The 25156-nt window shown below is 61.5% G+C and carries 20 protein-coding genes; 4 read left to right on the top strand and 16 right to left on the bottom strand.

The window, feature by feature from the left end; translation table 11 throughout:
- Nucleotides 1-5: 5 nt before the first annotated feature.
- The 15 genes from ppa to IVB41_RS18125 form a co-directional block, all read right to left on the bottom strand.
- Nucleotides 6-533 carry an inorganic diphosphatase gene (ppa, locus tag IVB41_RS18195; RefSeq protein ID WP_247433563.1) on the bottom strand — a complete coding sequence of 176 codons (528 nt, stop codon included), beginning with the start codon at nt 531-533 and terminating at the stop codon, nt 6-8.
- Complete coding sequence (gene acs, locus IVB41_RS18190; protein WP_247433560.1) at nt 530-2503, bottom strand: acetate--CoA ligase; 1974 nt, start codon at nt 2501-2503, stop codon at nt 530-532. The genes ppa and acs overlap by 4 nt, the downstream gene beginning before the upstream one ends.
- Nucleotides 2504-2625: 122 nt before the next feature.
- Nucleotides 2626-2994, bottom strand: a complete 369-nt coding sequence (locus IVB41_RS18185; protein WP_247433557.1) for a phasin family protein — start codon at nt 2992-2994, stop codon at nt 2626-2628.
- A 73-nt stretch (nt 2995-3067) separates the two neighbouring features.
- Nucleotides 3068-4726, bottom strand: coding sequence for an acetolactate synthase large subunit (locus IVB41_RS18180; RefSeq protein ID WP_027569375.1), 1659 nt, complete (start codon nt 4724-4726; stop codon nt 3068-3070).
- Between the two features lie 74 nt (nt 4727-4800).
- The gene (locus IVB41_RS18175; protein ID WP_247433554.1) at nt 4801-6123 is read right to left on the bottom strand and encodes an MFS family transporter; all 1323 of its coding nucleotides are present in this window, start codon (nt 6121-6123) and stop codon (nt 4801-4803) included.
- A 4-nt stretch (nt 6124-6127) separates the two neighbouring features.
- Nucleotides 6128-7165 (bottom strand): isocitrate/isopropylmalate dehydrogenase family protein, encoded by a 1038-nt coding sequence (locus IVB41_RS18170; RefSeq protein ID WP_247433550.1) that lies wholly within the window; start codon nt 7163-7165, stop codon nt 6128-6130.
- Nucleotides 7166-7227: 62 nt separating this feature from the next.
- Nucleotides 7228-8547 carry an MFS transporter gene (locus tag IVB41_RS18165; protein WP_247433547.1) on the bottom strand — a complete coding sequence of 440 codons (1320 nt, stop codon included), beginning with the start codon at nt 8545-8547 and terminating at the stop codon, nt 7228-7230.
- Between the two features lie 24 nt (nt 8548-8571).
- Nucleotides 8572-11283: an aconitate hydratase AcnA gene (acnA, locus tag IVB41_RS18160; RefSeq protein WP_407062487.1), complete on the bottom strand. Its 2712-nt coding sequence runs from the start codon at nt 11281-11283 to the stop codon at nt 8572-8574.
- A gap of 53 nt (nt 11284-11336) precedes the next feature.
- Entirely contained in the window at nt 11337-12134 is a 798-nt protein-coding gene (locus tag IVB41_RS18155; protein ID WP_247433542.1) for a substrate-binding domain-containing protein, read from the bottom strand.
- 77 nt (nt 12135-12211) lie between these two features.
- A complete protein-coding gene (locus IVB41_RS18150) occupies nt 12212-13519 on the bottom strand; it encodes an MFS transporter (RefSeq protein ID WP_247433539.1) in 1308 nt (435 codons plus the stop codon).
- Between the two features lie 277 nt (nt 13520-13796).
- Complete coding sequence (locus tag IVB41_RS18145; RefSeq protein WP_247433536.1) at nt 13797-14873, bottom strand: ABC transporter substrate-binding protein; 1077 nt, start codon at nt 14871-14873, stop codon at nt 13797-13799.
- Between the two features lie 87 nt (nt 14874-14960).
- Entirely contained in the window at nt 14961-16382 is a 1422-nt protein-coding gene (locus IVB41_RS18140) for a sensor histidine kinase (protein WP_247433532.1), read from the bottom strand.
- Nucleotides 16382-17044 carry a response regulator transcription factor gene (locus IVB41_RS18135; RefSeq protein WP_027517213.1) on the bottom strand — a complete coding sequence of 221 codons (663 nt, stop codon included), beginning with the start codon at nt 17042-17044 and terminating at the stop codon, nt 16382-16384. The genes IVB41_RS18140 and IVB41_RS18135 overlap by 1 nt, the downstream gene beginning before the upstream one ends.
- A gap of 620 nt (nt 17045-17664) precedes the next feature.
- The gene (hydA, locus tag IVB41_RS18130; protein ID WP_247433529.1) at nt 17665-19074 is read right to left on the bottom strand and encodes a dihydropyrimidinase; all 1410 of its coding nucleotides are present in this window, start codon (nt 19072-19074) and stop codon (nt 17665-17667) included.
- Nucleotides 19075-19085: 11 nt separating this feature from the next.
- Nucleotides 19086-19826 carry an aspartate/glutamate racemase family protein gene (locus IVB41_RS18125; RefSeq protein ID WP_247433526.1) on the bottom strand — a complete coding sequence of 247 codons (741 nt, stop codon included), beginning with the start codon at nt 19824-19826 and terminating at the stop codon, nt 19086-19088.
- A 204-nt stretch (nt 19827-20030) separates the two neighbouring features.
- Between IVB41_RS18125 and IVB41_RS18120 the strand changes: the two genes are divergently transcribed.
- A complete protein-coding gene (locus tag IVB41_RS18120; protein WP_247433523.1) occupies nt 20031-20741 on the top strand; it encodes a GntR family transcriptional regulator in 711 nt (236 codons plus the stop codon).
- Nucleotides 20742-20743: 2 nt separating this feature from the next.
- Entirely contained in the window at nt 20744-21493 is a 750-nt protein-coding gene (locus IVB41_RS18115) for an aspartate/glutamate racemase family protein (RefSeq protein WP_247433520.1), read from the top strand.
- On the opposite strand, the gene IVB41_RS18110 is transcribed toward IVB41_RS18115, so the two are convergent.
- On the bottom strand, nt 21490-22881 hold the full coding sequence (locus tag IVB41_RS18110) for an amidase (protein WP_247433517.1): 1392 nt from the start codon (nt 22879-22881) through the stop codon (nt 21490-21492). The genes IVB41_RS18115 and IVB41_RS18110 overlap by 4 nt on opposite strands.
- 88 nt (nt 22882-22969) lie before the next feature.
- Between IVB41_RS18110 and IVB41_RS18105 the strand changes: the two genes are divergently transcribed.
- Together IVB41_RS18105 and IVB41_RS18100 are read left to right on the top strand one after the other, a co-directional pair.
- A complete protein-coding gene (locus IVB41_RS18105) occupies nt 22970-24064 on the top strand; it encodes an ABC transporter ATP-binding protein (RefSeq protein WP_247433513.1) in 1095 nt (364 codons plus the stop codon).
- Nucleotides 24065-24094: 30 nt separating this feature from the next.
- Nucleotides 24095-25141, top strand: coding sequence for an ABC transporter substrate-binding protein (locus tag IVB41_RS18100; protein ID WP_247433510.1), 1047 nt, complete (start codon nt 24095-24097; stop codon nt 25139-25141).
- Nucleotides 25142-25156 lie beyond the last annotated feature (15 nt).

Below are 25156 nucleotides of genomic sequence, written 5' to 3'. Positions count from 1 at the left end.
CGGTTTTAGCTCTTTGCCCGCGCGATTGCCTCGACGATCAGCCGGCGCGCTTCGGCACTGTCGCCCCATCCGATCACCTTCACCCACTTCCCCGGCTCCAGATCCTTGTAGTGCTCAAAGAAGTGCTGAATCTGCTCGATCGTGATTTGCGGCATATCGGCGATCCCGCGGACATGATCGTAGCGCATCGTCAGTTTCGGCATCGGCACGGCGATGATCTTCTCATCCCCGCCGCCATCGTCATCCATCCTGAGCACGCCGATCGGCCGGACATTGATCACAGCGCCAGGAGCGATCGGCCGCGAGTTGGCCACAAGCACGTCGATCGGATCTCCATCGTCTGAAAGCGTGTGCGGCACGAAGCCATAATTTCCTGGATAGCGCATCGGCGTATACAGGAAGCGATCGACGAACAGCGCGCCGGCCGCCTTGTTCATTTCGTATTTGATCGGTTCACCGCCGATCGGAACCTCGATGATGACATTGATGTCTTCCGGTGGATTGTCGCCAATCGAAATCGCGTCGATATTCATTTCGGCGCCGCCTTTTGGCTATGGCGGTTTTTGATCAGATCATCGACCACGGCGGGATCGGCCAGGGTCGAGGTGTCGCCGAGCGCGCCAACTTCGTCCTCGGCGATCTTGCGCAAAATCCGACGCATGATCTTGCCAGAGCGGGTCTTGGGCAGACCCGGCGCAAACTGAATGACGTCAGGTGCGGCGATCGGGCCGATCTCCTTGCGGACCCAGGCCACCAGTTCCTTGCGCAACTCCCCGGATGGCTCCGCGTCGGCCATCAAGGTGACGTAAGCGTAGATGCCCTGCCCCTTGATGTCGTGCGGAAAACCGACAACGGCGGCTTCGGAAACTTTCTGATGGGCCACCAGCGCGCTTTCGACTTCGGCCGTCCCCATGCGATGGCCGGATACGTTGATGACGTCGTCGACGCGACCGGTGATCCAGTAGTACCCGTCGGCATCGCGGCGGCAGCCGTCGCCAGTGAAATACTTGCCCGGATAGGTTGCGAAATAGGTATGCATGAAGCGCTCGTGGTCGCCATAGACCGTGCGCATCTGTCCCGGCCAGGAATCGGCAATGACGAGGTTGCCTTCGCACGCACCCGTCAGCACCGCACCATTTGCGTCCACGACCTCCGGCCTCACCCCGAAAAACGGCAGGGTCGCTGAGCCCGGTTTCAAGGCTGTCGCGCCGGGAAGCGACGAGATCGGGATGCCACCGGTCTCGGTCTGCCACCAAGTGTCGACGATCGGGCAGCGCTGATCTCCGACAACGCGGTAATACCATTCCCAGGCTTCCGGATTGATCGGCTCGCCGACCGAGCCGAGCAACCGCAGCGATGCGCGGCTGGTCTGTTTGACCGGCTCTTCGCCCGCACCCATCAACGAACGGATCGCGGTCGGCGCGGTGTAGAAGATGTTGACCTTGTGTTTGTCGACGACCTGCCAAAAGCGCGATGTCGAGGGATAGTTCGGTATCCCCTCGAACATCAGCGTGGTCGCGCCGTTGGCCAGCGGGCCGTAGACGATGTAGCTGTGGCCGGTGAGCCAGCCGACATCGGCTGTGCACCAGTAGATGTCGCCGTCGTGGTAGTCGAACACATATTGGTGCGTCATCGACGCAAAAACGAGATAGCCACCCGTGCTGTGAACGACACCCTTGGGAGCACCGGTTGAACCCGACGTGTAAAGAAGGAATAGCGGGTCCTCCGCGTTCATTTCGACCGGCGTGCAATCGGCCGAGGCCTTTGCCACCTCGTCCGCGTACCAGACGTCGCGGCCGTCGACCCAGTCGATTGCACCGCCGGTGCGCTTGACCACGATCATCGTCTTCACGATGCCGGCCACCTTCTTCACCGCATCGTCGGCACTGACCTTCAGCGGTACTTTGCGGCCGCCACGCAACCCCTCATCGGCGGTGATCACGACTTTGGACTGACAGCCTTCGATACGCCCGGCCAGGGCATCCGGCGAGAACCCGCCGAACACGATGGAATGGACCGCCCCGATCCGCGCGCAGGCGAGCATGGCGTAGGCGGCTTCCGGAATCATGGGCAGGTAGATCGTGACGGTGTCGCCTTTCTTCACACCGTGACTTTTCAGGACATTCGCGAAGCGGCAGACTTGATCGTGCAACTGCGCGTAGGTGATGTGCCTGGATTCGGCGGGATCGTCGCCCTCCCAGATGATCGCGACCTGACTGGCACGCCGGGCAAGATGCCGGTCGATGCAGTTCATCGCCACATTCGTGGTGCCGTCCTCGAACCACTTGATCGAGACATTGCCGGGCGCGAAGGACGTGTTCTTCACCTTCGTGAACGGCTTGATCCAGTTGATCCGCTTGCCGTGCTCCTCCCAGAAAGCGTCCGGCGTCGATATCGACTGGGCATACATGCTGCCGTACTTCGCAGCGTCGGCATGGGCGCGCCGTGCCCAGCCGGCCGGTACGTCATGGATCAACGTATCTGACTTTTCCGTGCCCACCATGGAGCCTCCCCGGCGCACCGGATGCAATTGCCTTGAGAGGATGTTGCATCGTCCGCGCTCGGACTGCGTCCAGGCAACATCCCGTGATCAAGCGATTTTATTTCGCTTTGAGGCGACTGACCCTACTTTTTCAGGTCGACGGTCGACGGTTGGCTCATCGCACTCGCAAGCTCGCGAAACTGTGCGTTCATTTTTTCCATCTGCTCCTTGAGATGGCTTTGATAAACCGCACCCATTTCCTGCGGGTCCTCGGCATGCAACAGCCGTTGCGCAAGCTCGAAGCCCGAAGCCACATTTTCCTCGGCGAACGCGACGGCCCTTTCGTTCATCTCCTTGGCCGCCGAATAGGTTGAGCGAACGCTGGAATCGGCCTTCTCTCTCAACTTCTGGGATTCGGTTATGTATTTCGACACAGCCTCTTTCGCCTTGTCGAGCGTGGTCTGCGCCATTTCCCGCATCTTCTCGGCCTGCTCGTTGATCTGCTCACTCATTGCACTCTCCATTGCCGGCGTTTGCGATCACGCCAATTTCAGCTCAGCTCATCAATTGACCCTTGCCGACGGCTCACACGGTCGGCTCAACGACCTGTTTCAGCTTCTCGCGAAGTTCATCCACCAGCACGCGCGTATTCTCGCTGTAGTCGATCGGCACCACGACGAGGTGCACACCGCCGCCCTTGAACGCGTTTTCGAGTGTCGGAATCAATGAATCCGTACTTTCGACCCGCGAGCCTTTCGCGCCGTAGCTCTCGGCATATTTGACGAAATCCGGATTGCCGAACGTGAGGCCAAAATCCGGGAAACTATCGACCGCCTGCTTCCAGCGGATCATGCCGTAAGCAGAGTCTTCCAGGATAAGCACGACGAGATTCAGTTTAAGGCGAACCGCGGTTTCCATCTCCTGCGAATTCATCATGAAGCCGCCGTCGCCGCAAACCGCGAGCACGCGACGTTCCGGATGCAGCATCGCCGCCATCATGGCGGATGGCAGCCCGGCGCCCATTGTCGCCAGCGCATTATCCAGCAGCAGCGTGTTCGCCACATAGGTGCGGTAGTTGCGGGCGAACCAGATTTTGTACATTCCGTTGTCGAGCGCGACGATGCCGTCCTCAGGAATGACCTTTCGCACATCGTGCACGATGCGTTGCGGGGTCGGCGGCCAGCGATCCTCGGTATTGCGGTCGGTGATCCGCTTCAAAATGCCTTCGCGAAGCCCGAGCAACGCGCCGGCGTTGTGCAGACGACCCTCCACGCGATCCGCTAGCAGTTCCAGGCTGGGCCCTACATCGCCAACCACCTCGCATTGCGGAAAGTAAACCCGCTCCACGTTGGCGGGCGTATAGCTGACGTGGATCACCTGGGGACCCTTCGGCCCCATGATGAACGGCGGCTTCTCGATCGTATCGTGGCCGATCGCGATGATGAGGTCGGCACGATCAACGGCCTCGTGGACGTAGTCACGTTCACTGAGCGCCGCCGTCCCCATATAGAGATTGCCGCCCCCGGGTACGGTCCCCTTACCCATTTGCGTCGTGAAGAACGGAATTTGCGTGCGGCGGACAAAGCCGCCAATGCCCGCCGTGCTCCGCGGCCGGGATGCCGCGGCACCGAGCATGATCAATGGCCGCTTGGCCTTGAGGATCATGTCGGCGGCGCGGTCCAGCGAGGCACGATGGGCGACCGGGATCTCGATCGGATGCTGCGCCACCATCGCGACATCCTCGGATTCTTCGCCGGCGATGTCCTCCGGCAATTCGAGCAGCACCGGACCCGGGCGTTCTTCCATGGCGATCCGGAAGGCATCGCGAACGATCGTCGGAATGCTGGTCGTGCTGACAATCTGGAGCGACAGCTTGGTCAACGGCTTGAAAGCGCTAACCACATCGACAATCTGGAATTTGGCCTGCCGGCTGCTCATGATGCCCTTCTGACCCGTGAGCATGATCATGGGCATGGCGCCGAGCAGCGCGTAGGCGGCGCCAGTCGTCAGGTTCAATGCGCCAGGGCCCAGCGTGGTGATGCACACGCCGGGCTTCCCGGTCAGCCGTCCATAAGTCGCGGCCATGAAGGCCGCGCCCTGCTCGTGGCGTGTCAAGATCAGCTTGATCGACGAGTTGCGCAGGCTTTCCACGACGTCGAGATTCTCTTCACCGGGAACGCCGAAAATTCGGTCGACGCCCTCGTTCTCGAGTGCGGCAACCAATAGATCTGACCCCTTCGGCATTAGCGCGACTCCTTTTTCAATTCACTTCTCAGCAGACACCGTCACACGCATGGACGAAGCCCGTGGTGTTCGATTCAGATCCGGCCATCGCCTTCGAGATAGCCTCGCGTCCTCGTATCTGGCATCCAGAGCGAGGCAATAAAGGCGACGCACGCCATCGCAGCGACGTACCAGAAGAATACCGTTTCGTATCCGGACGATTTCAGTGACAACGCAACGTATTCGGCGGTTCCGCCAAACATCGCATTTGCGATGGCGTAAGGAAGCCCGACCCCAAGAGCGCGCACCTCGGGCGGAAACAGCTCGGCCTTCACGACGCCGCTAATTGAAGTGTAGAAACATGCAATCATGAGACCGACCATGATCAGGCCGAAGACGGCGTAGACGTTGGTCGTACTGGACAACATCATCAACAGCGGCACCGCGGCGAGCGTCGCGCATCCGCTAAACAGAAGCATGTTGTTGCGTCGACCAATCCGGTCCGAGAGTGCACCGAACACCGGTTGCAGCAGCATGAAGGCGATCAGGGCGGCGGTCATGATCGAGCTGACCGTCTTGGCATCCAGCTTGACGCTGTTGACCAGGAACTTCTGCATGTAGGTCGTAAACGTATAGAAAAACAGCGACCCGCCGATCGTGAATGCTAGAACGATCAGGAGAGCGCGCTTGTGACGCCAAAGGCCGGATAGAGAACCAGCCTCCCTGCGATGCATGGTCTCGGCCGACGCCGTCTCCTGCAACGAGCGGCGAAGATACAAGGCCACAACGGCTGCGACGGCTCCGAACAGGAACGGAACTCGCCAGCCCCATTCCTTTAACTCGTCGAGCGACAATGTCTGTTGCAGAACCACGACAACGAGGAGCGCGAGAAGTTGCCCGCCGATGAGCGTGACATACTGGAAGGACGAATAGAACCCGCGGTTGCCCTTGCCGGCAATCTCGCTCATATAAGTTGCCGCCGTTCCATACTCGCCGCCGACCGACAGGCCTTGTGCCATGCGCGCAAACAGGAGCAGCGCAGGCGCCGCGGCGCCGATTGTTTGGTAGGTGGGCAGCATCCCGATCATTAGCGATCCGGCGCACATCAGGAGCACAGACAGCACCATCGAATTCTTGCGCCCATGCGCGTCGGCGATCCAGCCGAACAGCCAGCCACCGAGCGGCCGCATGAAGAACCCTACGGCGAAAATGCCGGCCGTCGCCAGCAACTGGCTGGTCTGGTCGCCCGACGGGAAGAACGCGGCCGCGAAGTAGATCGAGGTAAACGCGTAGGCATAGAAGTCATACCACTCGACCAGGTTTCCCGACGAGGCAGCCACGATCGCCTTGATACGTGACAGCTTTTGCGCCGTGCTATCAGCGGGGATTGCCGGGTGCGATGCAGCAATGGCGGTCATTTGCTTACCCTCCCAATCGACGGACGATGCTTTGCGTGAAGTCGCCAGTGGACGCCTTGCCGCCCAGATCGGGCGTGCGAACGCCGTCCTTGCGCAAGACCTGATCAATGGCCGCTCTAAGACGGTTTGCGAGATCAGGCTGATCAATGTGCTCCAGCATCAGCCCGACCGCCAGCAGCAAAGCGAGCGGATTGGCGATTCCCTTGCCGGCGATATCCGGCGCCGAGCCGTGCACGGCCTCGAAGATCGCCGCATCCGGTCCGATGTTGGCACCGGGCGCCATGCCGAGACCGCCGACCAACCCGGCGAGCTGATCGGACAGGATGTCGCCGAACAAATTGGTGGTGACGATGACGTCGAACTGCCAGGGATTCATGACGAGCTGCATTGCCGTGGCATCGACGATGCGATCGTCCATGTTGACCCTGCCCTCGTACTTCTTCGCAACCTCGTGACCGACCTCGAGAAAGATGCCGGTCAGCGCCTTCAGCACGTTGGCCTTGTGCACGACGGTCACCTTCTTGCGACCGTTCTTGAGAGCGTAGTCGAATGCGAATTCGATGATCTTGCGCGATCCTTCGCGGGTGTTGACCCCGGTCGAAATAGCAACCGCGTGCGGATCGTCCCCGATCGGGATGTAGTGTTCGAAAGCGACATAGAGGCCGCCGAGATTCTCTCGCACCAGCACGATATCGATTTCGTCGAATCGTCCTCCGGGAACCATGCTTCGAACCGGCCGCAAATTGGCGTAGAGGCCGAATTCTTCGCGCAGACGAACATTGATCGAGCGGAATCCGCCCCCCACCGGCGTCGTTAGCGGGCCCTTCAGGGCGAGCCGCGTGCGTCGGATGCTGTCCAGCGTCGCCTGCGGCAGCGGATCACGGCTTGCCTCGATCGCTGCCAGGCCACCCTGCTGGATGTCCCATTCGAATGGAGAGCCGAGCGCTTCGAGAATGTCGACGGCCGATTTCACGATCTCGGGGCCGATGCCATCGCCTGGAATGAGCGTGGCGGGCCGCTTCGTTTTGGATTGAGCAGGCATTACTATGTCCTCGAAGGTGAGAGCCGCGGGGTTTTGTGAATGTCAGACATGCTGCCTTGCACTCAATGTACGGGGCTTGCGGCGGAGGCGGCGGGTAGCGTTTCCTGCTTGCTGATCCAAAGCACCGCGATGATCCCGGCGATTTGAAGCAAAGCCAGCGGTATCAAGGCCACGGGGAAGCTACCCGTCGCCTCCTTGATGACGCCGAGCAGCCACACCGCGCCAGAAGTGCCGATGTGCGACAGGGTATTGATGCCGGCAATTCCGGCCGCAGCAGTTGCCGGAGAGAGTGTCCCAGTCGCCAGGGCCCAGAATGGTCCCTTGATCGAATAATTACCGATCAAGACCACGCTCAGAATAGCAAGCGTCACGGGTAATGAGCTCGTGAGCATGGTCGCAAGCAGCGCCGTTGCGCATAGCGCAAGTGGTATTGCGGTGTTTTGGGCATGGGCGTTCGACCTGTCCGAATATCTTCCCCAGAAGATCATCGCGACGGAGGCGATGCCAAATGGGATGGCATTCAGGAAGCCGGTCTCCATGTTGGACATCCCGAACGATTTCACGATCTGAGGCTGCCACAACGACAACGCGTTGCTCGTGGCCGAGCTTCCCGCATAGATCAGACCTAGGATGAGCACATATTTGTTGGTCAGAATTTGCCACAGCGACATGTGGCCGACCTGCTTCGCCATCGATCGCTCGGACTGCAGGCGAGCGTCGAGCCAATTGCGCGCCTCCGGCTCGAGCCACTTTGCATCAGCGGGTTTGTTCGGAAGCCCGAAGAACGAGACCAGGCCGAGCAGGACGGCCGGAATGGCTTCAACGATGAAAAGCCACTGCCAACCACGCAGACCCAGCAAGCCATCCATCGCCAACAACGCGCCGGATATCGGCGACCCCAGAAAGCTCGATAGCGGTATAGCCACCATGAAAACCGCAACGATCCGTGCGCGAAAAGCCGCCGGAAACCAGAAGGTCAGATACAGGATCACACCAGGAAAGAACCCGGCCTCCGCTGCACCCAACAAAAAGCGGCTCAGATAAAAAGTAATCGGCCCTACCGCAAAAGCGGAGAGAATACCGACTATCCCCCATGTGATCATAATGCGCGCGATCCAGATCCGCGCGCCGACTTTCTGCATCGCCAGATTGCTGGGGACCTCGAAAATAATGTAGGCGATATAGAACAGCGCCCCGCCCGCCCCGAAGGCAGCCTGCGTCAGGCCCAGATCCTTGTTCATTTGCAGGGCCGCAAACCCGGCATTGACGCGGTCGACGTATGAAATGAAATAGCAAAGCATGAAAAACGGAAGCAGGCGCCATGTAATGCGGCGCATGGTTTCCGCTTCGATCCTCGGTAGCGGCGCGGAAGTCCTTGGCATGGCGTCCTCGTTTCGGGTTGACGATCAGGCAGCCAGTTGGCGTAGGACGTATTGAAGAATTCCGCCGTTGCGGAAATATTCGAGCTCGTCGAGCGTATCGATACGGCAGGTCAAAGGAACGACCATCTTGCTCACGCCATCGGACCCGCGGATCTCGATCGCAAGCTTCTGGCGCGGCACTAGGCCGCTCTCGATTCCGCGCAGGGTCACGATCTCGTCGCCTTTCAATCTGAGCGACCGCCAGGACGTCCCCTCCTCGAACACCAGCGGCATCACGCCCATGCCAACGAGGTTGGACCGGTGAATGCGCTCAAAACTTTCGGCAATAACCGCGCGAATACCAAGAAGGTTGGTGCCCTTGGCCGCCCAATCGCGCGACGAACCGGTGCCGTATTCCTTGCCGGCGAAGACCACCAGCGGCACCTTGTCGGCTTGGTAACACATGGCGGCGTCGTAGATCGACATCCGCTGGCCACTCGGCTGGTGAATGGCATAGCCGCCCTCGACCACCTTGCCGGCTTCGTCCTTCACCATCTGGTTCTGGATGCGGATGTTGGCGAACGTGCCTCGGATCATCACTTCATGGTTGCCGCGGCGGGTGCCGTATTGATTGAAGTCGACGACGCGGATCTGGTGATCGCGCAGATAGCGCCCGGCAGGGCTGCTCTCATTGATCGAACCCGCCGGCGAGATGTGATCGGTGGTGATCGAATCCAGGAACATGCCGAGGATGCGGGCATCGACGATATCCGTCGGCGGCGTCGGCTCTTTGCTCATCCCGGCGAAGTAAGGCGGGTTCTGAACGTAAGTCGAAATCGAGTCCCACTCGTAGGTTTGCCCCTCGGTGACGCCGATATTCTTCCAGTTGGTATCGCCGCTGAAGACGTCCGAATAGCCCGCCTTGAACATCTCGCTGCCTATCGTGCGATCGATGCAATCCTGCACATCCTTGCTCGAAGGCCAGATATCCCGCAGATACACCGGCTTTCCGTCGCTGCCCAAGCCGAGCGGCTCCTTCACCAGATCCAATGCCATCGATCCGGCAAGCGCATAGGCGACGACCAGCGGCGGCGACGCCAGATAGTTCGCCCGGACGTCCGGATTGACCCGCCCCTCGAAGTTGCGATTGCCGGACAGAACCGCGACCGCCACGAGGTTGTTGCCCGAGATGGTGTCGGAGATTTCTTGCTGGAGCGGGCCGGAATTGCCGATGCAGGTCGTGCAGCCGAAACCGACCAGATTGAAGCCGAGCCTGTCGAGATCGGCTTGAAGACCCGATTTCCTGAAGTACTCTTCGACGATCTGCGAACCCGGCGCGAGCGAGGTCTTGACCCACGGCTTTGTCTTCAGCCCTTTGGCGACGGCATTGCGCGCCAGCAATCCTGCCGCGAGCATGACGCTGGGGTTCGAGGTGTTCGTGCATGACGTGATGGCGGCGATCACCACGTCGCCGTTACCGAGATCGAAGTTTTCGCCTTCGACACGATGCCGATTGCCGGTCTGCGCGATTTGCCGGAACTCCTGATCCATGGCGCCGAGGAAGGCACTTTTCGCGGCATCGAGCGTCACGCGATCCTGTGGCCGCTTTGGTCCGGCGATCGACGGCACGACATCGGTCATGTCGAGTTGCAGGGTGTCCGTGAACACCGGATCCGGGGTATCGGCGGAGCGCCACATGCCCTGGGCTTCGGCATAGGCCTTGACCAGCGCGACGCGCGCGGGATCACGGCCGGTGGTGGTCAGATAATCGATTGTTCGCTGATCGATCGGGAAGAAGCCGCAGGTCGCGCCATATTCCGGCGCCATATTCGCGATGGTCGCACGGTTCGCCACCGTCATGTCGTCGAGCCCCGGGCCGTAGAACTCGGCGAATTTGCCGACCACACCGCGCTTGCGCAGCATCTGCGTCACCGTCAACACGAGATCGGTCGCCGTGACGCCCTCCTTGAGCCGGCCGGTGAGCTTGAAACCGACGACTTGCGGCAGCAGCATCGAAATTTGCTGGCCGAGCATAACAGCCTCGGCCTCGATTCCGCCGACGCCCCATCCGAGCACGGCCAGGCCGTTGACCATCGTGGTGTGGGAATCCGTGCCGACGAGCGTATCGGGATAGGCCAGGTCATTCCCGCCGTCTTCAGCCCGGCCGATCCAGATCGTCTGAGCCAAGTATTCCAGATTGACCTGATGGCAGATACCGGTCCCCGGAGGGACCACCCGGAAATTCGAAAATGCGCCCTGTCCCCATTTCAGAAAGCGATATCGCTCACCGTTGCGCTGGTATTCGAGCTCGACGTTCCTGGCCAGTGCCTGACCATTGCCGAAAGCATCGACGATGACGGAGTGATCGATGACGAGATCCACAGGTACCAGCGGATTGATCTTTTGTGGATCGCCGCCGAGGGATTTCATAGCGTCCCGCATCGCGGCAAGATCGACCACGGCCGGAACGCCGGTGAAATCCTGCATCAGCACCCGGGCCGGCCTGAAGGCGATTTCCTTCTCGGCCGAGCCCTTGTCTTGGCTCCACAGCGCGGCATGCTCGATATCAGCCTTGCTCGTGCTGCGGCCGTCTTCGTTGCGCAGCATGTTCTCGATGATAACTTTCAGGGAGAATGGCAGTCTCGAGACGCTGGGAAGGCCATTCTTTTCCGCCGCGGCAAGCGAATAGTAGGCGTAGGTCTTTGCACCGACGACAAGTGTCTGGCGTGCGCCGAAGCTGTCGAGATACTGCTTCACAATCGAGTCCCCCTTCGCTGGAATCGTCCGCCTCCCGCAGATCTGAAGCCGGTCTATTTCTCCGATGCTGCAAAGGGATCGAGACCCGCTTTTTTCAGGGCCGGAGCGGCTGCAGCTGAAGCGAGGAAGGCAATGAGAGCCCGTCCGGCTTCCGGCTGACTGGCACTGGAGGTTATGCCTGCAGAAAAGATCGTGATTTTCTGGACGTCTGCCGGGAGCGGCCCGACAAGGTCGGCACCAGCGATCGGCAGAAGTTCACTGATCTGCTGAAAGCCGAGTTCGGCGTCGCCGCGTGCAACAACACTCGCTACCGGCTCCGCGGGAATCATTTTGGCTTTGTCCTTCATCTCAGCGGCAATCCCGAGACGCTTGAACAGCTCGGTGCCTACATAGACGCCGCTGGCGCTATCGGAGTATGCAACTGACTTCGCGTTCAACAGTGCCTGCTTCAATGCGTCAGGCGTACCGATATCAGGCTTTGGGGTCCCGGCGCGTACAGCGATCCCGATCGGCGAGCGTACCAGGCCGACGCGGCTGATTCTGACCGCCCTGCCCTGCTCGATCATCTCGCCAAGCGCATCGCCGACCATGATGAGCACGTCCGCCGCCTCGCCGCGCGCCAGTCGCACGGGGATGGCGTTCTCCGTCGTTCCCATCGATGGGCCATAGGCCGTGACAACCGTGTTTCCCGTCGCGCGTTCGAATTGCGGTACGAGTTCCTTGTAAGGTGTAGCCAAGCCTCCCGAAATCATGACCCTGACCTCGGACGCCCCGGCTAGTCCCGCCGAGGCCGTCAAAACAATCAGCAAGCTCAGCGCAACTAGCCTGCGCACGACGATCGTCACGCTCATCGGCAATTTCCTTCGATGCAATTATTCGGGGACTGTGCTTGCTCGATGATGGTCGACGTCATCGAGCACTTTGGTGGTCACGTCCCTATCACCGTCTCCGCCGAACTGGCCCCGGATAGCGCGCGTCGTTCCTGAGGCCTGTAAACGAGGTACGTCCCGGCCAGACCACAGAGTGCTGCCGCGCTCATCCAATATCCCGGCGACGCATTGTCACCAGTGGCAGCGATCAGCCAGGTGCAGATCGCTGCTGTAAACCCGCCGAACGTCGTTGCCAGACTATATGCGAGGGAGAATCCCGACGTTCGTACACCCACCGGCATGACTTCGGTCAATGCGACGATCATCGCGCCGTTGTAGCTGGCGTAGATGAAAGACAACCAAAGCAGGACCGTCAACATTTTCGGGAACGTCGGGCCTGCGGCCAACCAAGAAAGCGCGGGATATGCAGTCAGAAATGCCAAAGTCGAAAAGGCGATGAGGATCGGCCGACGACCAATCCGATCGGACAACGAGCCCATGATGGGAAGCCAGATGAAGTTCGATATTCCCACGCAAATCGTCACGATCAGGCCATCGGCCGCGGTCAGCTTGAGGACCGATTTGCCGAATGTCGGCGTGTAGACGGTAATGAGGTAGAAAGACACCGTGGTCATGATCACCATCATCATCCCGGCAAGAACAATGCTCCAGTTTGCGAGGATGGAGCGATAGATCTCGCGGGGTGTTGGATGATGCTTCCGCGCCAGGAATTCGTCGGTTTCCTGCAGCGAGCGTCGAATGAAGAATACGAAAGGAACGATCAGGCAGCCGATGAAGAACGGAATGCGCCAGCCCCAATCGTCAAGTTGCGCCGGTGCAAGCCATGCATTCAGAGCGAAACCCAGCGAGGCCGAGACGATGATCGCGACCTGTTGACTCGCCGATTGCCAGCTGGCGTAAAAACCCTTCTTTCCCGGCGTGGCCATTTCCGAGAGATAGACGGAAACACCACCAAGCTCGACGCCAGCCGAGAAGCCCTGCAGCAGGCGTCCAATCAAGACGAGGATCGGGGCCAAGATGCCAATGGTTGCGTAACTTGGCACGAACGCGATGAGCACCGTCCCGGCAGCCATGATGGACAATGTAACGATCAGGCCTTGGCGCCGGCCGATCCGATCCACGTAGGCTCCGAGGATGATGGCGCCGAGCGGACGCATCAGAAAGCCTGCGCCAAACGCGACAAAGGTCAGCAGCAGTGACGCGTATTCATTTTCGAGCGGGAAGAATGCCTTGGCGATGTACGATGCGTAGACGCCCGACAGAAAGAAATCGAACATCTCAAGAAAGTTGCCACTGGTGACGCGGAGCACCATGCCAAGCTTCGACTGTCCGGTGGTAGCCGTCATGCCGTCCTCCCTTTTTATCGTTTGTGATTCTTTGTCTTGTTCACCCGTCAGGCAGGTGTTGCAAACTTGATGGCGGCTGGATTGACCGATACGCGAGGCGCTATCGTTCAAACTAGGCTGTCTCACCGTATATCAGCTGCCTGTCATCAACCTGTCGCTGATGCACCCTGCAGGAAAATCTGATCGAGGTCGGAGTGAAGACGGTGCGCTTGGCGAGCCGGGAGATATGGGGGGTCTCTCGGATGTTATTCCGTTTGAATTCCAAATCCTTGGATTTCTATCGATCCTGCAACGCGCGGCGCCACTCTTTGAGAAAGCTCGCTCGTTTCGACTGATCGAGATAGGTGAGCAATTCTGCACCAATATGGATTGGTTTGACCGCGTTGCTGCGATCCGCAGGTATGACACCTTCTGCACCGAGGCCGAGGCGCACAGGACCGACCGACCGGGCCAGGAGAAACTTCTGACCGCGTTCCGAAAGCAAGTAATCGAGGAACAGTTTCGCGGATTCTGGGTGCGGCGCGGTGACCGGTATGAAGGCTATGCGCGACATCAACGTGATGTAGTCGGCAGGAAACACTATTCCGATTGAGGCGTCTTCCTTGGCCCGTTCGATCGCGTAAGACCCTATCATATTGTAGGCAATCAAATGTTCGCCGGATGAAATTCGATCAAGCACCGTTCCGGTGGTCGAGTAGAGCTTGATACCGGCGCCGCCGAAGGCACGGACCAAATCCCACGTTGTCCTCGTGATTCCGGCATCGCGCGTGATGAACAGGAATCCGGTCCCGCTCTGCTCCGGGTCATAGGTTGCGATCTTGCCCCGATAGGTGTCAGGCTTTCGGCTTAGAAGGCTCTTCAGATCAGCGCGGGTTCGGGGAACATCAGACTCCGCAACGAGGTTCTTGTTATAAACAATGACAATCGGTTCCGCCGTGATGGCGTAGGCTTCGTCTTTCCAGATTGCCCAATCCGGGATATGCGCAATTTCCTTCGACACATAGGGTTGGGCATAGCCGTCATTGACGAGCTTGATCTGCAGATCCATCGCGGAACTCCAGACAATGTCTCCGGGTGCTGCGCTGGAGGTCGAGGGATCCACGACTTGATTGTAGATCTCGTTGGAATTGATCTTTGTATGGACGATCTCGATGTCCGGATGACTTGCCCGGAAATCGGCAAGCAAGTCGGCGACGTCTGCGTCCTGGGTCGTCGATACGATGTTGAGTTGCTCTCGAGCTCCGGCGATAGCGGATGCTTGCCCCTTGAGAGGGCCGAGCTGCACCTGCTCCGACCTGGCAGGCCATGCGAGCAAGACTCCAACGCACAAGGCCAAGGCTGTGGCAGCCCCCATCGGGACGTTTCCTCATCGATAATCCGCTTTGCGGACTTCAGTTTGTTCGGGACTGCAGCCACTTCTACAGCAGCGCACAATCCGGCCTCAACTTGAGCTTTCACCATCACGCTTGGCAAGAGGAAAGCTCACTGAAACCCGCAGGCCCCGGCCTTCCGGGCCAGGTGCGAGCACGATTTGAGCCCCGAGACGGTCCGACAACGCTTTCACGATTGCCAGGCCAAGGCCGCTTCCCTCAGGGCCGTTCGCCATCGGAATCCGATAAAAGCGTTCGAAGACACGGGCCAGATGGGCCTCCGGAATTCCCGGACCGGTATCCTCGACTTCAATTCGCGCGGTCGTGGCGTCAACAACCGCGCGAACCAGGACCAACCCGCCGGGTCGGTTGTAGCGGATGGCATTGTCGATCAGGTTTGCCAGCAACTCGCCAATCAGGACGGTATTGCCGGCGATAATCGCGGGACCGTCAAATCGATCGAACTGGACGTCGATATCGCGCGCGAAAGCCTGTGGGGCACGCTCCGACAGGACATTGAAGGCGACCTCGTTCAGGTCAACGTTCTCCGCGGCCGGTTGCGCAATGTTCTGCTCGTCGGCCCGAGCCAGTGTCACAAGTTGCCCGAGCAGCCGTTCAAGGCGGTTGATGGCGTTATCGACCTCGTTGAGGGCAGATTGGCCCGCCGGCGTCTCCGACCCCAGGCGTCGCACCAGATCGAGATGCGTCCGCAATATCGCCAATGGCGTTCGCATCTGATGCGAGGCATCGGCGGTGAACCGGCGCACCAGTCCAATGGCCAGATCCAGCCGCTGTAGCAGGGAATTTACCGCGAGCGCCGGTGCTAAAGCTTCCTGCGGCACCCGGGAAAGGTCGAGCGAACTGAGATTTGGACCGCCCTGAATACCGCGCGCATCGATTTCTTGCTTGAGTTCGCCAAGCGGCCTCAGGCCTCGATCGACTGCGTACCAGCCCAGGCAAGCGATGAGGCTAATCAACCCGGCCTCGAGCATCGCCAGTCCGATCAGCATTTCACGTTCGACGACGCGGCGCGCCTGCACCGTTTCGGCCACTGCGACGAGGACCAGCCCTGGCCTGCCGTAGACCTGCCGCGCCTGCGCGCCGATACGAACCGTCTTGCCGCGATACGCACCATCGCGATGGCCGGTTTCGCCAGCCTTCAATCGATCGAAGCCGGCCAATGGAAGATCCTTGTACCCGGTGATCAATTCGCCGAGGTAAGTCACGCTGTAGTAAATGCTATCGTGCGACTGGCTTTCCAGCATGCCGAGCGCAACCTGCGGCAAGTCGACGGTCAGTTCGCCATCTTCCACGCCGACACGTTCGGCGATGGCGAGAACCGACCCATCGAGCAACCGGTCATGGACCGTCTGAACAACGCGCTGGATCAGCAACATACCGCCGATTCCAAGCACGATCGCCAATACAATGGCGGGCGCCACCAGATTGGTGAGGAGCGTTCGCCTCAACGACGGCCGCCAGGTGGCGATCACTATACCTCCAGCAGATACCCTAGCCCGCGGACGGTGCGGATCCGCGGCCCGTCGGGACCGAGTTTCTGGCGAACGCGACCAACATAGAGTTCCGCCGCGTTCGGCGCTACCGCCTCGTCGAAGCCAAATACCTCCGCGATCAGACGCTCCTTGGACACGACTTTGCCGGCGCGGGTCATCAGCACTTCCAACACGGCAAACTCGCGCCGGCGCAACTCAAGCGGCCGGCCGCTCAGCGTAATCGTGCCCGCGGCGCGGTCGTACGCGAGCGGGCCACAGATCAAGGTCGGATTGGGCAGCCCCTGCCCCCTTCTCACGAGCGCACGGACGCGGGCATCAAACTCGGCGATATCAAACGGCTTGGAGAGGTAATCGTCGGCGCCGAGATCGAGCCCGCTGACCTTGTCGCCGACCGTATAACGGGCAGTCAGAATCATGACCGGAACGGTTGACCCCGCCTGCCGTATCTTGTGCAGGACTCCGAAACCCGACACGTTCGGCAAGTTGATGTCCAGGATGATGAGGCTGTAGGGTTCAAGCAACGCGGTCTGCGCCGCCGAAGCCCCGTCAGACTCGATATCGACAGCGAACCCGGACAGCTTGAGCCGCTCGGCAAGGCCCCTCGCCATGGCGGCATCGTCCTCGACAATCAGAATCCTCACTGAACAAGCCCTTGCGTTCGCACCACCCGTGCGAGGGAGACGTCACCGTGAGGCTAGAAGGACAGTATCGAAAGATCAAATCGGAGCTTCCTCGCGGATACGAGGTCCTGGCGCAGACAGAAATCACTCGCGCGCGGCCTGTATTGCCCTTGACCAGCGATGTCGACGCAGTCTTGGCTCCAAACACAAACAGATCGAGCGCAAATTCCGCCCTGCTCCCTTTCGAGAGCCCTTTGCGCGATTCAGATCGAGGTCGCTCAAATGGCGTTCGGACTTTCCAGAATTTTCCCAGTCCACGCATCGTGCACACGTCGCTCTCTAACCAATTGGAAAACCTAAACTCTCGCTCCAATCCATGCTGGCCCCTACAGCAACCGAGGCCCAACCAGATCCAATTAGAGACGGTCTCTCCAACTAAGGACAGCAACTGCGATTCGAGGATCACGTCAAGGACGTCGCCTTATGGCGGGCGGCCGGCCAACCTTGTCCGAATTGAGCGGTTAGTTTTGCCGCATGCGAAGGCTGGATACGAACATGTGACCGGTATGATCTTCGGACTTGAGACGGCCATCGCCCCCGCGCACGAGCGGCACAGTTGAGCAGCAACGTGTTGAGCCCGATCAGATCAGGCTCGACCTGCCGCGGCTGAGAATGTCGCCTGCGCCTTTGTCGCCGACGATCCTGCCGTGCTCGTACACCACCCGGCCACGGGCGATCGTCGTTACCGGCCATCCCGTGACGTCGAACCCTTCCCATGGCGTGTAGTCCGAGCCGTGATGCAGATCGGCCTGCCGAATAGGTTTCTTCAATTTGGGGTCCCACAGCACGATATCCGCATCGAAGCCGACACCGATCGAGCCCTTGCGCGGATAGAGGCCGTAGATGCGTGCATGGTTGGTCGCGGTCAGCTCGACGAATTTCTGCAGGCTGATCCGTCCCTTCGACACGCCTTCGGAGAACAGAATCGGCAGCCGGGTCTCGACACCGGGAATGCCGTTCGGCACCCAGCGGAACGAGGTGCGGCCGTTCGGCGTCAGCTTGCCCCTGGGATCGTCGTAACGGAACGGGCAGTGATCGGACGAGAAAGTCTGGAACACGCCTGACGTGATGCCTTCCCAGATCGCCTGCTGGCTTTCGGTATCGCGCGGCGGCGGCGAGCAGACGTATTTCGCGCCCGTGATGTCCATGTTCAGGCCCTTCATGTCGTCGGCCGTCAGGGTAATGTATTGCGGGCAGGTCTCGGCATGAACAGGCAATCCGCGCTGCTGGGCCCAGCGCACCTGCTCCATCGCCTCGCGCCCGGAGACATGCACGATCATGATGGGAACGCCGATCACCTCGGCATGACTGATGGCGCGATGCGTGGCTTCGCGCTCGACCGCCTGTGGCCGCGACACGCCGTGATAATACGGCGCGATATGGCCCTCGCGTTCCAGCCTGTTGGTCAGGAAGCGGATGGCGTCGTAGCCTTCGCAATGAACCATCACCAGCGCATCCTCGCGGCGCGCGACCTCGAAGACCTCCAGCAGTTGCCTGTCGCTGAGCACGAGGTCGTCATAGGTCATGAATAACTTGAACGAGGTGTAGCCGTCCTTGACCAAGGCCGGTAGTTCCTGCCCGAGCACGACCGCGGTCGGATCCGAGATGATGAGATGGAACGCCGTGTCGACATAGCACTCGCCTTCGGCAAGCTTGCGGTAGTTCTCGACGCAGGTCCGCAGCGACGTGCCTTTCTCCTGAAGCGCAAACGGGAGGACCATGGTGTTGCCGCCGGCGGCTGCCGAACGGGTCGCTGAGGCGAAGTCGTCGGCCATCACCACGTCGGGGCCGGAGGCCTGAGAGATGTGGACGTGGCTGTCGATCCCGCCGGGCAGCGCCAGCAGACCTGTTGCGTCGATCTCGCGGGCAGCACCCTCGAGATGATCAGCAATACTGACGATGCGGCCGTCGCGAATGCCGATATCGGCGCGAAACTCGTCGCTAGCCGTCACGATGGTGCCGCCGCGAATGGCGAGATCGAACTGCGTCACGGGAGTCTCCGTCACTTGATGACCGCCGATGTCTGGAAGATCCGGCCCCAATCGACAAGAGCCCCGATGTCGCCACCCGCGAGCTCCAGGGTTCGCCATAGCGTAACCGCTACCGAATCGAGCACCGCGACTTTCAATTCCCGTTCGAGCGAGTCCGCCAGCGCGGCGCCGTCGAGGTTGGTGCAGAGGATGACGACAGCATCGGCGCCGTCAGCCGCCACAGCGCGGATCATGCCAGCAATCGTCGCAGGCGCGACCTCGCCGAACGAGAAATTGTCGCGCAGGCCGAGGTGCCGCTCCGTGTGCGGGGCGATCCCCTCCTCGGCCCAGACGTCACCGATCCGCCGCTGCACGTCATCGGTATAGGGCGATACGAGACCGACGCGCTTGGCGCCGAGCGCACGGGCGGCATCGATGCAGGCAAGCGTCGACGTCGTCGCGGGCACGCCGGTGCGCGCCGTGATTGCCTCGCAAAGGCTCCGGTCTCGGCCGATGCCGAGCCAGCTTGCGGACGTTCCGTTCCAGGCGATGGCATCGACCTTCGCATCGGCCAGCAGGTCCGCCGCCGGAAGCATCACCGAGGCGTCGAACTGGCTCAGCGCCGCAGCATCGAGCGCGATCTCGGTGACCCGGAAGCGTGAAAAATGGGCGGTGACGCCATCAACATCGGCGAGCATCGCCGCGGTAACGGGCTCGAGCACCGAGTTGGAGGACGGCGTGATCATGCCGAGGCGCTTGCGCAGAACTAACATCGATCGCGTCCGCTCCATTTTCGGCGAAGCGCGGTTGCGCTCCTCGGCAGGATCATCCGCATCCCGCGTACCCGCGCAACCCGCAATCTGCATACTGCATGCAATTTGTTCGAAATGCTTTTATTTTGAGCTACATACGTCTTCTATTTGAGCACGGAGTTTGACAGCGATTGACTAGGATTGCGCGCAAGCAGCGAGGCTTGCGTGCAGCAAAAATCCGAGCCGACCCCGGGACGAAAGTCGCCCAAACTCAAGCGGATGGGCCTGCATGAGCGCGCCGCCGCACGGATGCGAACGATGATCATTCGCGGCGAGCTGCCGCCGGGATCGCAGACCCAGGAGACCAGGTTGTCGAAGGAGCTGGGCGTATCGCGCACGCCCTTGCGCGAGGCGATGAAGGTGCTGGCGGTCGAGGGATTGATCGAACTGCGCCCCAACCGCAGCCCGCGCATCGCCGACATCGCCGTCGACGGCATCTCGGAATTGTTCGAGGCGCTGGCTGGCATCGAGCGGCTCGCCGCGGAGCTCGCCGCGGAGCGCGCCACGGAGCGCGATCTCGCCCGCCTGCGCACGCTCCAGACCCGCATGGAAGGTCATCATCGCAACGGCAAGCTCGACGAGTACTTCGCCATCAACGGCGAGATCCACAACACCATCGTCCGCATGGCGCGCAACACGCCGCTGCGCGAGGCGCACGAGACGCTGATCTCCCGCGCCGAACGCGCGCGTTATCTCGCGCTCGGCGCCGACCGCCGCTGGAGCAATTCGGTCGACGAGCACGCCGGCATCCTTGCCGCGCTCGAGGCGCGCGATAGCGAAACCGCAGGACGCCTGCTTGGCGCTCATGTCCGGCGCACCGGCACCGCTCTGCTCGAAGTGATCGGCACCTCTCAAGCCAAGCAGACGGCGGCGTAATCATGAAGCTGCTGCTGCTCAACCCGAACACCAGCACCGCTGTCACCCGGTTGATGACGGATGTCGGGCAGCGCGCGGCTTCGGCCGGGACCGAGTTGATCCCCTGCACCGCGACCCGCGGCGTCCCCTACATCTCGACGCGCACCGAGGCACAGATCGGCGGCGCTATCGCACTGGAAATGCTGGCCGAGCAGCACCGCAAGGTCGATGCAGCGATCATCGCCGCCTTCGGCGATCCCGGCCTGTTCGCCGCGCGCGAAACCTTCGACATTCCCGTGGTCGGCATGGCGGAAGCGGCGATGCTGACCGCCTGCATGGCCGGACGGCGTTTCGCCATCGTCACCTTCGCCCAGGCGCTCGGCCCCTGGTACGAGGAATGCGTCCGCGCCCACGGGCTGTGGGAGCGCTGCGCCGGTATCCGCATGCTCGATACGCCATTCCAGGCGATCTCCGAGGTCGGCACCGAGAAGGAGGATGTGCTGGTCGATCTCGCCCGGCGCGCGATCGTGGAAGACGACGCGGACGTGTTGATTTTTGCGGGTGCGCCGCTCTCGGGCCTCGCCGAGCGCGTCGCCGACCGGATCTCCGTCCCCCTGGTCGATCAAGTCATAGCCTCGGTGAAGCAGGCCGAGGCGCTGGTAGCGCTGCGCCTGCGCAAGGCAACTGCAGGCACGTACCGCCGCCCCGCCGCCAAACCCGCCCTTGGCCTTGCCGATGCGCTCGCCGCCCGGCTCGAGCATCGCGACAGCTAGGGGAGCTTCGGCCAGCGATGGGAAAAACCGAGTTCGTTCTCGATGGCACGGCCGAAGGCAAACAGGCGGGATTCGCATCCCGGTGGGGCAATGATCTGGATGCCGAACGGCAGCTCGTTCTCCCCTCGCGGCGCCGGCAGGGTCAGGACCGGGAAACCGACCAGCGACACGATGAAGGTGATGGCGAGATAGTCGATCGGCGTCTCCAGCGCCGCGCCATCGATCGCGGTGACATCGCTGATTTCGTTCGGCCAGGGCAAGACGGACGCCGCCGGCGCCACCAGGAAATCGGCGCGGGTGAACAGCTCGCGAAAGCTGCGGTAGATCGCGGTGCGGCGACGCTCGGCGTTGAGATAATCCTCCGCGGAGAGCTTTGCGCCCGCCTCGATGTTCCAGATCACGGTGGGCGTGAGCTCGACGCGGCGCGTTTTCAGCAGCTCGCCATAGCTGTTGGCGATGTGCGCGGCGCGCAGCGTCCGGAATGTCTCGATCGCACCGCCGCAATCGGGCGCGGCCGGCACCACATCGGCAGCGGCCGCGAGCGCCTCGCAGGCCGCGGCGAACCGCGCACGGACTTCGCGCGCCACGGGCGCGACACCGAAATCGGGCGTCACTGCGATGCGGGGACGTGCTGCAACCGGCCGGTCGTCATTGACGACGCCGATCGAGAGCGGGTCGTGCACATCGCCTCCCGCACAGATCGACAGCGCCAGTTCGAGATCGTCGACGCCGCGGGCCAGAAAACCGTGGGAGGCCAGCATGTCCCAGCCGAGCGGGCGGCGCGGCGATGGAATGCGGCCGGGCGTCGGCCGGATCGAGGCGACATCGCAGAAGCTCGCAGGTGTGCGCACCGAGCCCCCGAAATCGGTGCCATGGGCCAGCGGCACCATGCCGGCCGCGACCGCGACGGCGGAGCCGCCGGACGATCCACCCGAGGTCAGCGCGGGATCGAAGGAATTGCGGGTCGGTCCGCACAATTTGTTGGTGCAGACCGCACCGAAGCCGAATTCCGGCGTGTTGGTCTTTCCCAGAATGATCGCGCCGGCGCGCCGCAGCCGCGTGACCACGAGATCGTCCTCGGCCGGAACGTGATCACGAAACAGAACCGACCCATAGGTGGTCGCAAGCCCCGCCGTGTCCGTGAGGTCCTTGATCCCTACGGGCACGCCGTGCAGTGGGCCGATCGGCGCGGGCGCGGCATCGCAGATTTGCGCGGCACGGCGGGCGTCCTCCGCATCGACGGTCACAAATGCCGCCAATTGCACGTCTCGGTGCGCGATCCGTTCGAGATGCGCCTCGACAACCTCGCACGACGACAGCTCGCCCTTCGCAATGGCGCGCGCAATGGTTGTGGCAGTGAGGTCGCAAACCGATCGATCCGATGTCATCGCCCCACCATGCCAAACCTCGCATCGAAAGGCGAGCGCGGCGGGCACGAGACTTGCTTTCTGCTTTGGGGCAACGGGAGGCAACATCATGGCTGAAGTGCAAGGCGGCCGATCGCTCGTCGTCGACGCCGTCACTCACCGCTATCCAAGCGGCGCGCTCGCGGTCGAGAACATCAATCTCGACATCAAGGGCGGCGAGATCGTCGCCCTGCTCGGCCCCTCCGGCTGCGGCAAGACCACCCTGCTGCGCATCATCGCCGGCTTCATCGCGCAGACCCAGGGACGGATCATCATCGGCGACGACATCGTCGACCCGCTGCCGCCGAACCGTCGCGCGGTCGGCATCGTGTTCCAGAACTACGCACTATTCCCCCATCTCAGCATCGGCGAGAACGTCGCTTATGGGCTTGCCGCGCGCGGCATCGACAAGACGACCCGCCAGCGCGAAGCGCAGCGCCTGCTGGATCTGGTGCAACTGCCGACCATGTCGGAACGGTTGCCACGGCAGCTCTCCGGCGGCCAGCAGCAGCGCGTGGCGCTCGCTCGCGCACTGGCGATCAAGCCGTCGATCCTGCTGCTTGACGAGCCCTTTGCCGCGCTCGACAAGAATTTGCGGCTCGACATGCAGATCGAGGTCAAGCGGCTCCAGCGCGTCTCCGGCATCACCACGGTGATCGTGACCCATGACCAGGAAGAAGCGCTGTCGATGGCCGACCGCGTCGCGGTGCTGAGCCACGGCAAGCTCGAGCAGTTCGGATCGCCATCCGACGTCTATGACCGACCGCAGACGCTGTTCGTGAACACTTTTGTCGGCGCCAGCAACCGCATGCCCGGCGTGGTCGTCTCGGCGGATCGGACGGCAGCAAAAGTCCGTCTCGATGCCGGCGCGGAAATCATCGCGCGTCCCGCCGGCGGCGCTCTCACTGAAGGCGGTCGCGTCACCATCTGTATCCGCCCCGAGCATCTGCAATTCGTCGGCGACGAGACCGGCTTTGCAGGCGTGGTCGGCATGTCGCTGCCCCTCGGGGCCACGGTCGTGCACGAGGTCACCACCGCCGACGGCTCCGGCGTCAAGATCTCACAGGCGCGCATCGGCGAGACGCGCACGCTCGAGAGCGGCGCCGCGGTGCGCCTCGCGCCGCTCGCCCCATCGCTCGCCAACGCTTTTCCTGCAACGCTTTAAATTCAGCATTTGTCCAAAGGGAGTTCGACCATGATCATGAACCGCCGAAGCCTGATGACAACCGCACTCACACTCGGTGCCATGAAGGCGTTTCCCGGATTGAGCTATGCCCAGGCCCGCCCGCTGGTGTTTGCGACCTTCACCGGAAGCTGGGAGGAGGCGCACAAGGCCGTGCTGGTGCCGGCGTTCCGCAAGGCCAACGCGGACGCCGCAATGGTGCTCGACCCCATGCTCTCGGTCGACCAGATCGCCAAGGTGAACGCCGCCAAGGCCAATCCGCCGATCGACGTCATGCTGCACGATCCCGGCCCCGCCCTGGTCGCGATCGGCCAGGACCTGGTTGAGCCCTATCCGGTCGAGAAGAGCGCCTATTACAAGGACCTCATCGCCGAGGCACAGGAGCCGATGGGCCCCGCCCCGTTCTTCCAGGTCGTCGGCCTCACCTACAATCCGGTGGCGGTCAAGACGCCGCCGACCTCATGGGCCGATCTGTGGAAGTCCGAGTTCAAGGGCCGCGTCGGCATCACCAATCTTAACTCGACGCTCGGGACCGGCTGGCTCGTCGAGATCGCCAAGATGCGCGGCGGCTCGGAAGCCAATGTCGATCCCGGCTTCAAGGCGATCGAGGAGCTGAAGCCCAATCTCGCCGCGGTCGCGGCCAATCCCGGCGCGCTTGCCACCTTGTTCCAGCAGGGCCAGATCGATATCTCGCCCGGCAATTTCAACGCCATCCAGATCCTGAAAGCGCGCGGCGTGCCGGTCGAGTTCGTGGCCCCGAAGGAAGGTGCCATCGCCTTCAAGACCACGATCCACATCGTCAAGAACTCGCCCAACCGCGAGCTCGCCTTCAAGCTGATCGAGGCGTCGTTGACGCCCGAGGTGCAGACCACGCTGATGAACCCGCCCTACCTGATCGTGCCGACCAATTCCAAGGTGACGATGGGCGGCGAGATTGCGCGCGTGCTCGCCAAGGACACCGCCGAGCTGAAGCAGAAATTCGTGTTCCAGGACTGGAAGAAGATCAACGAGCAGCGCTCGGCCTGGATCGAGCGTTTCAACCGCGAGATCAAGATCTAAGAGCTTTAGGGACCC

It is taken from the genome of Bradyrhizobium sp. 44 (genome assembly GCF_023073095.1).
Classification (GTDB): Bacteria; Pseudomonadota; Alphaproteobacteria; order Rhizobiales; family Xanthobacteraceae; genus Bradyrhizobium.
The sequence above is the reverse complement of the archived record's forward strand: the minus strand, read 5'-3'. Positions and strand labels throughout refer to the sequence as shown.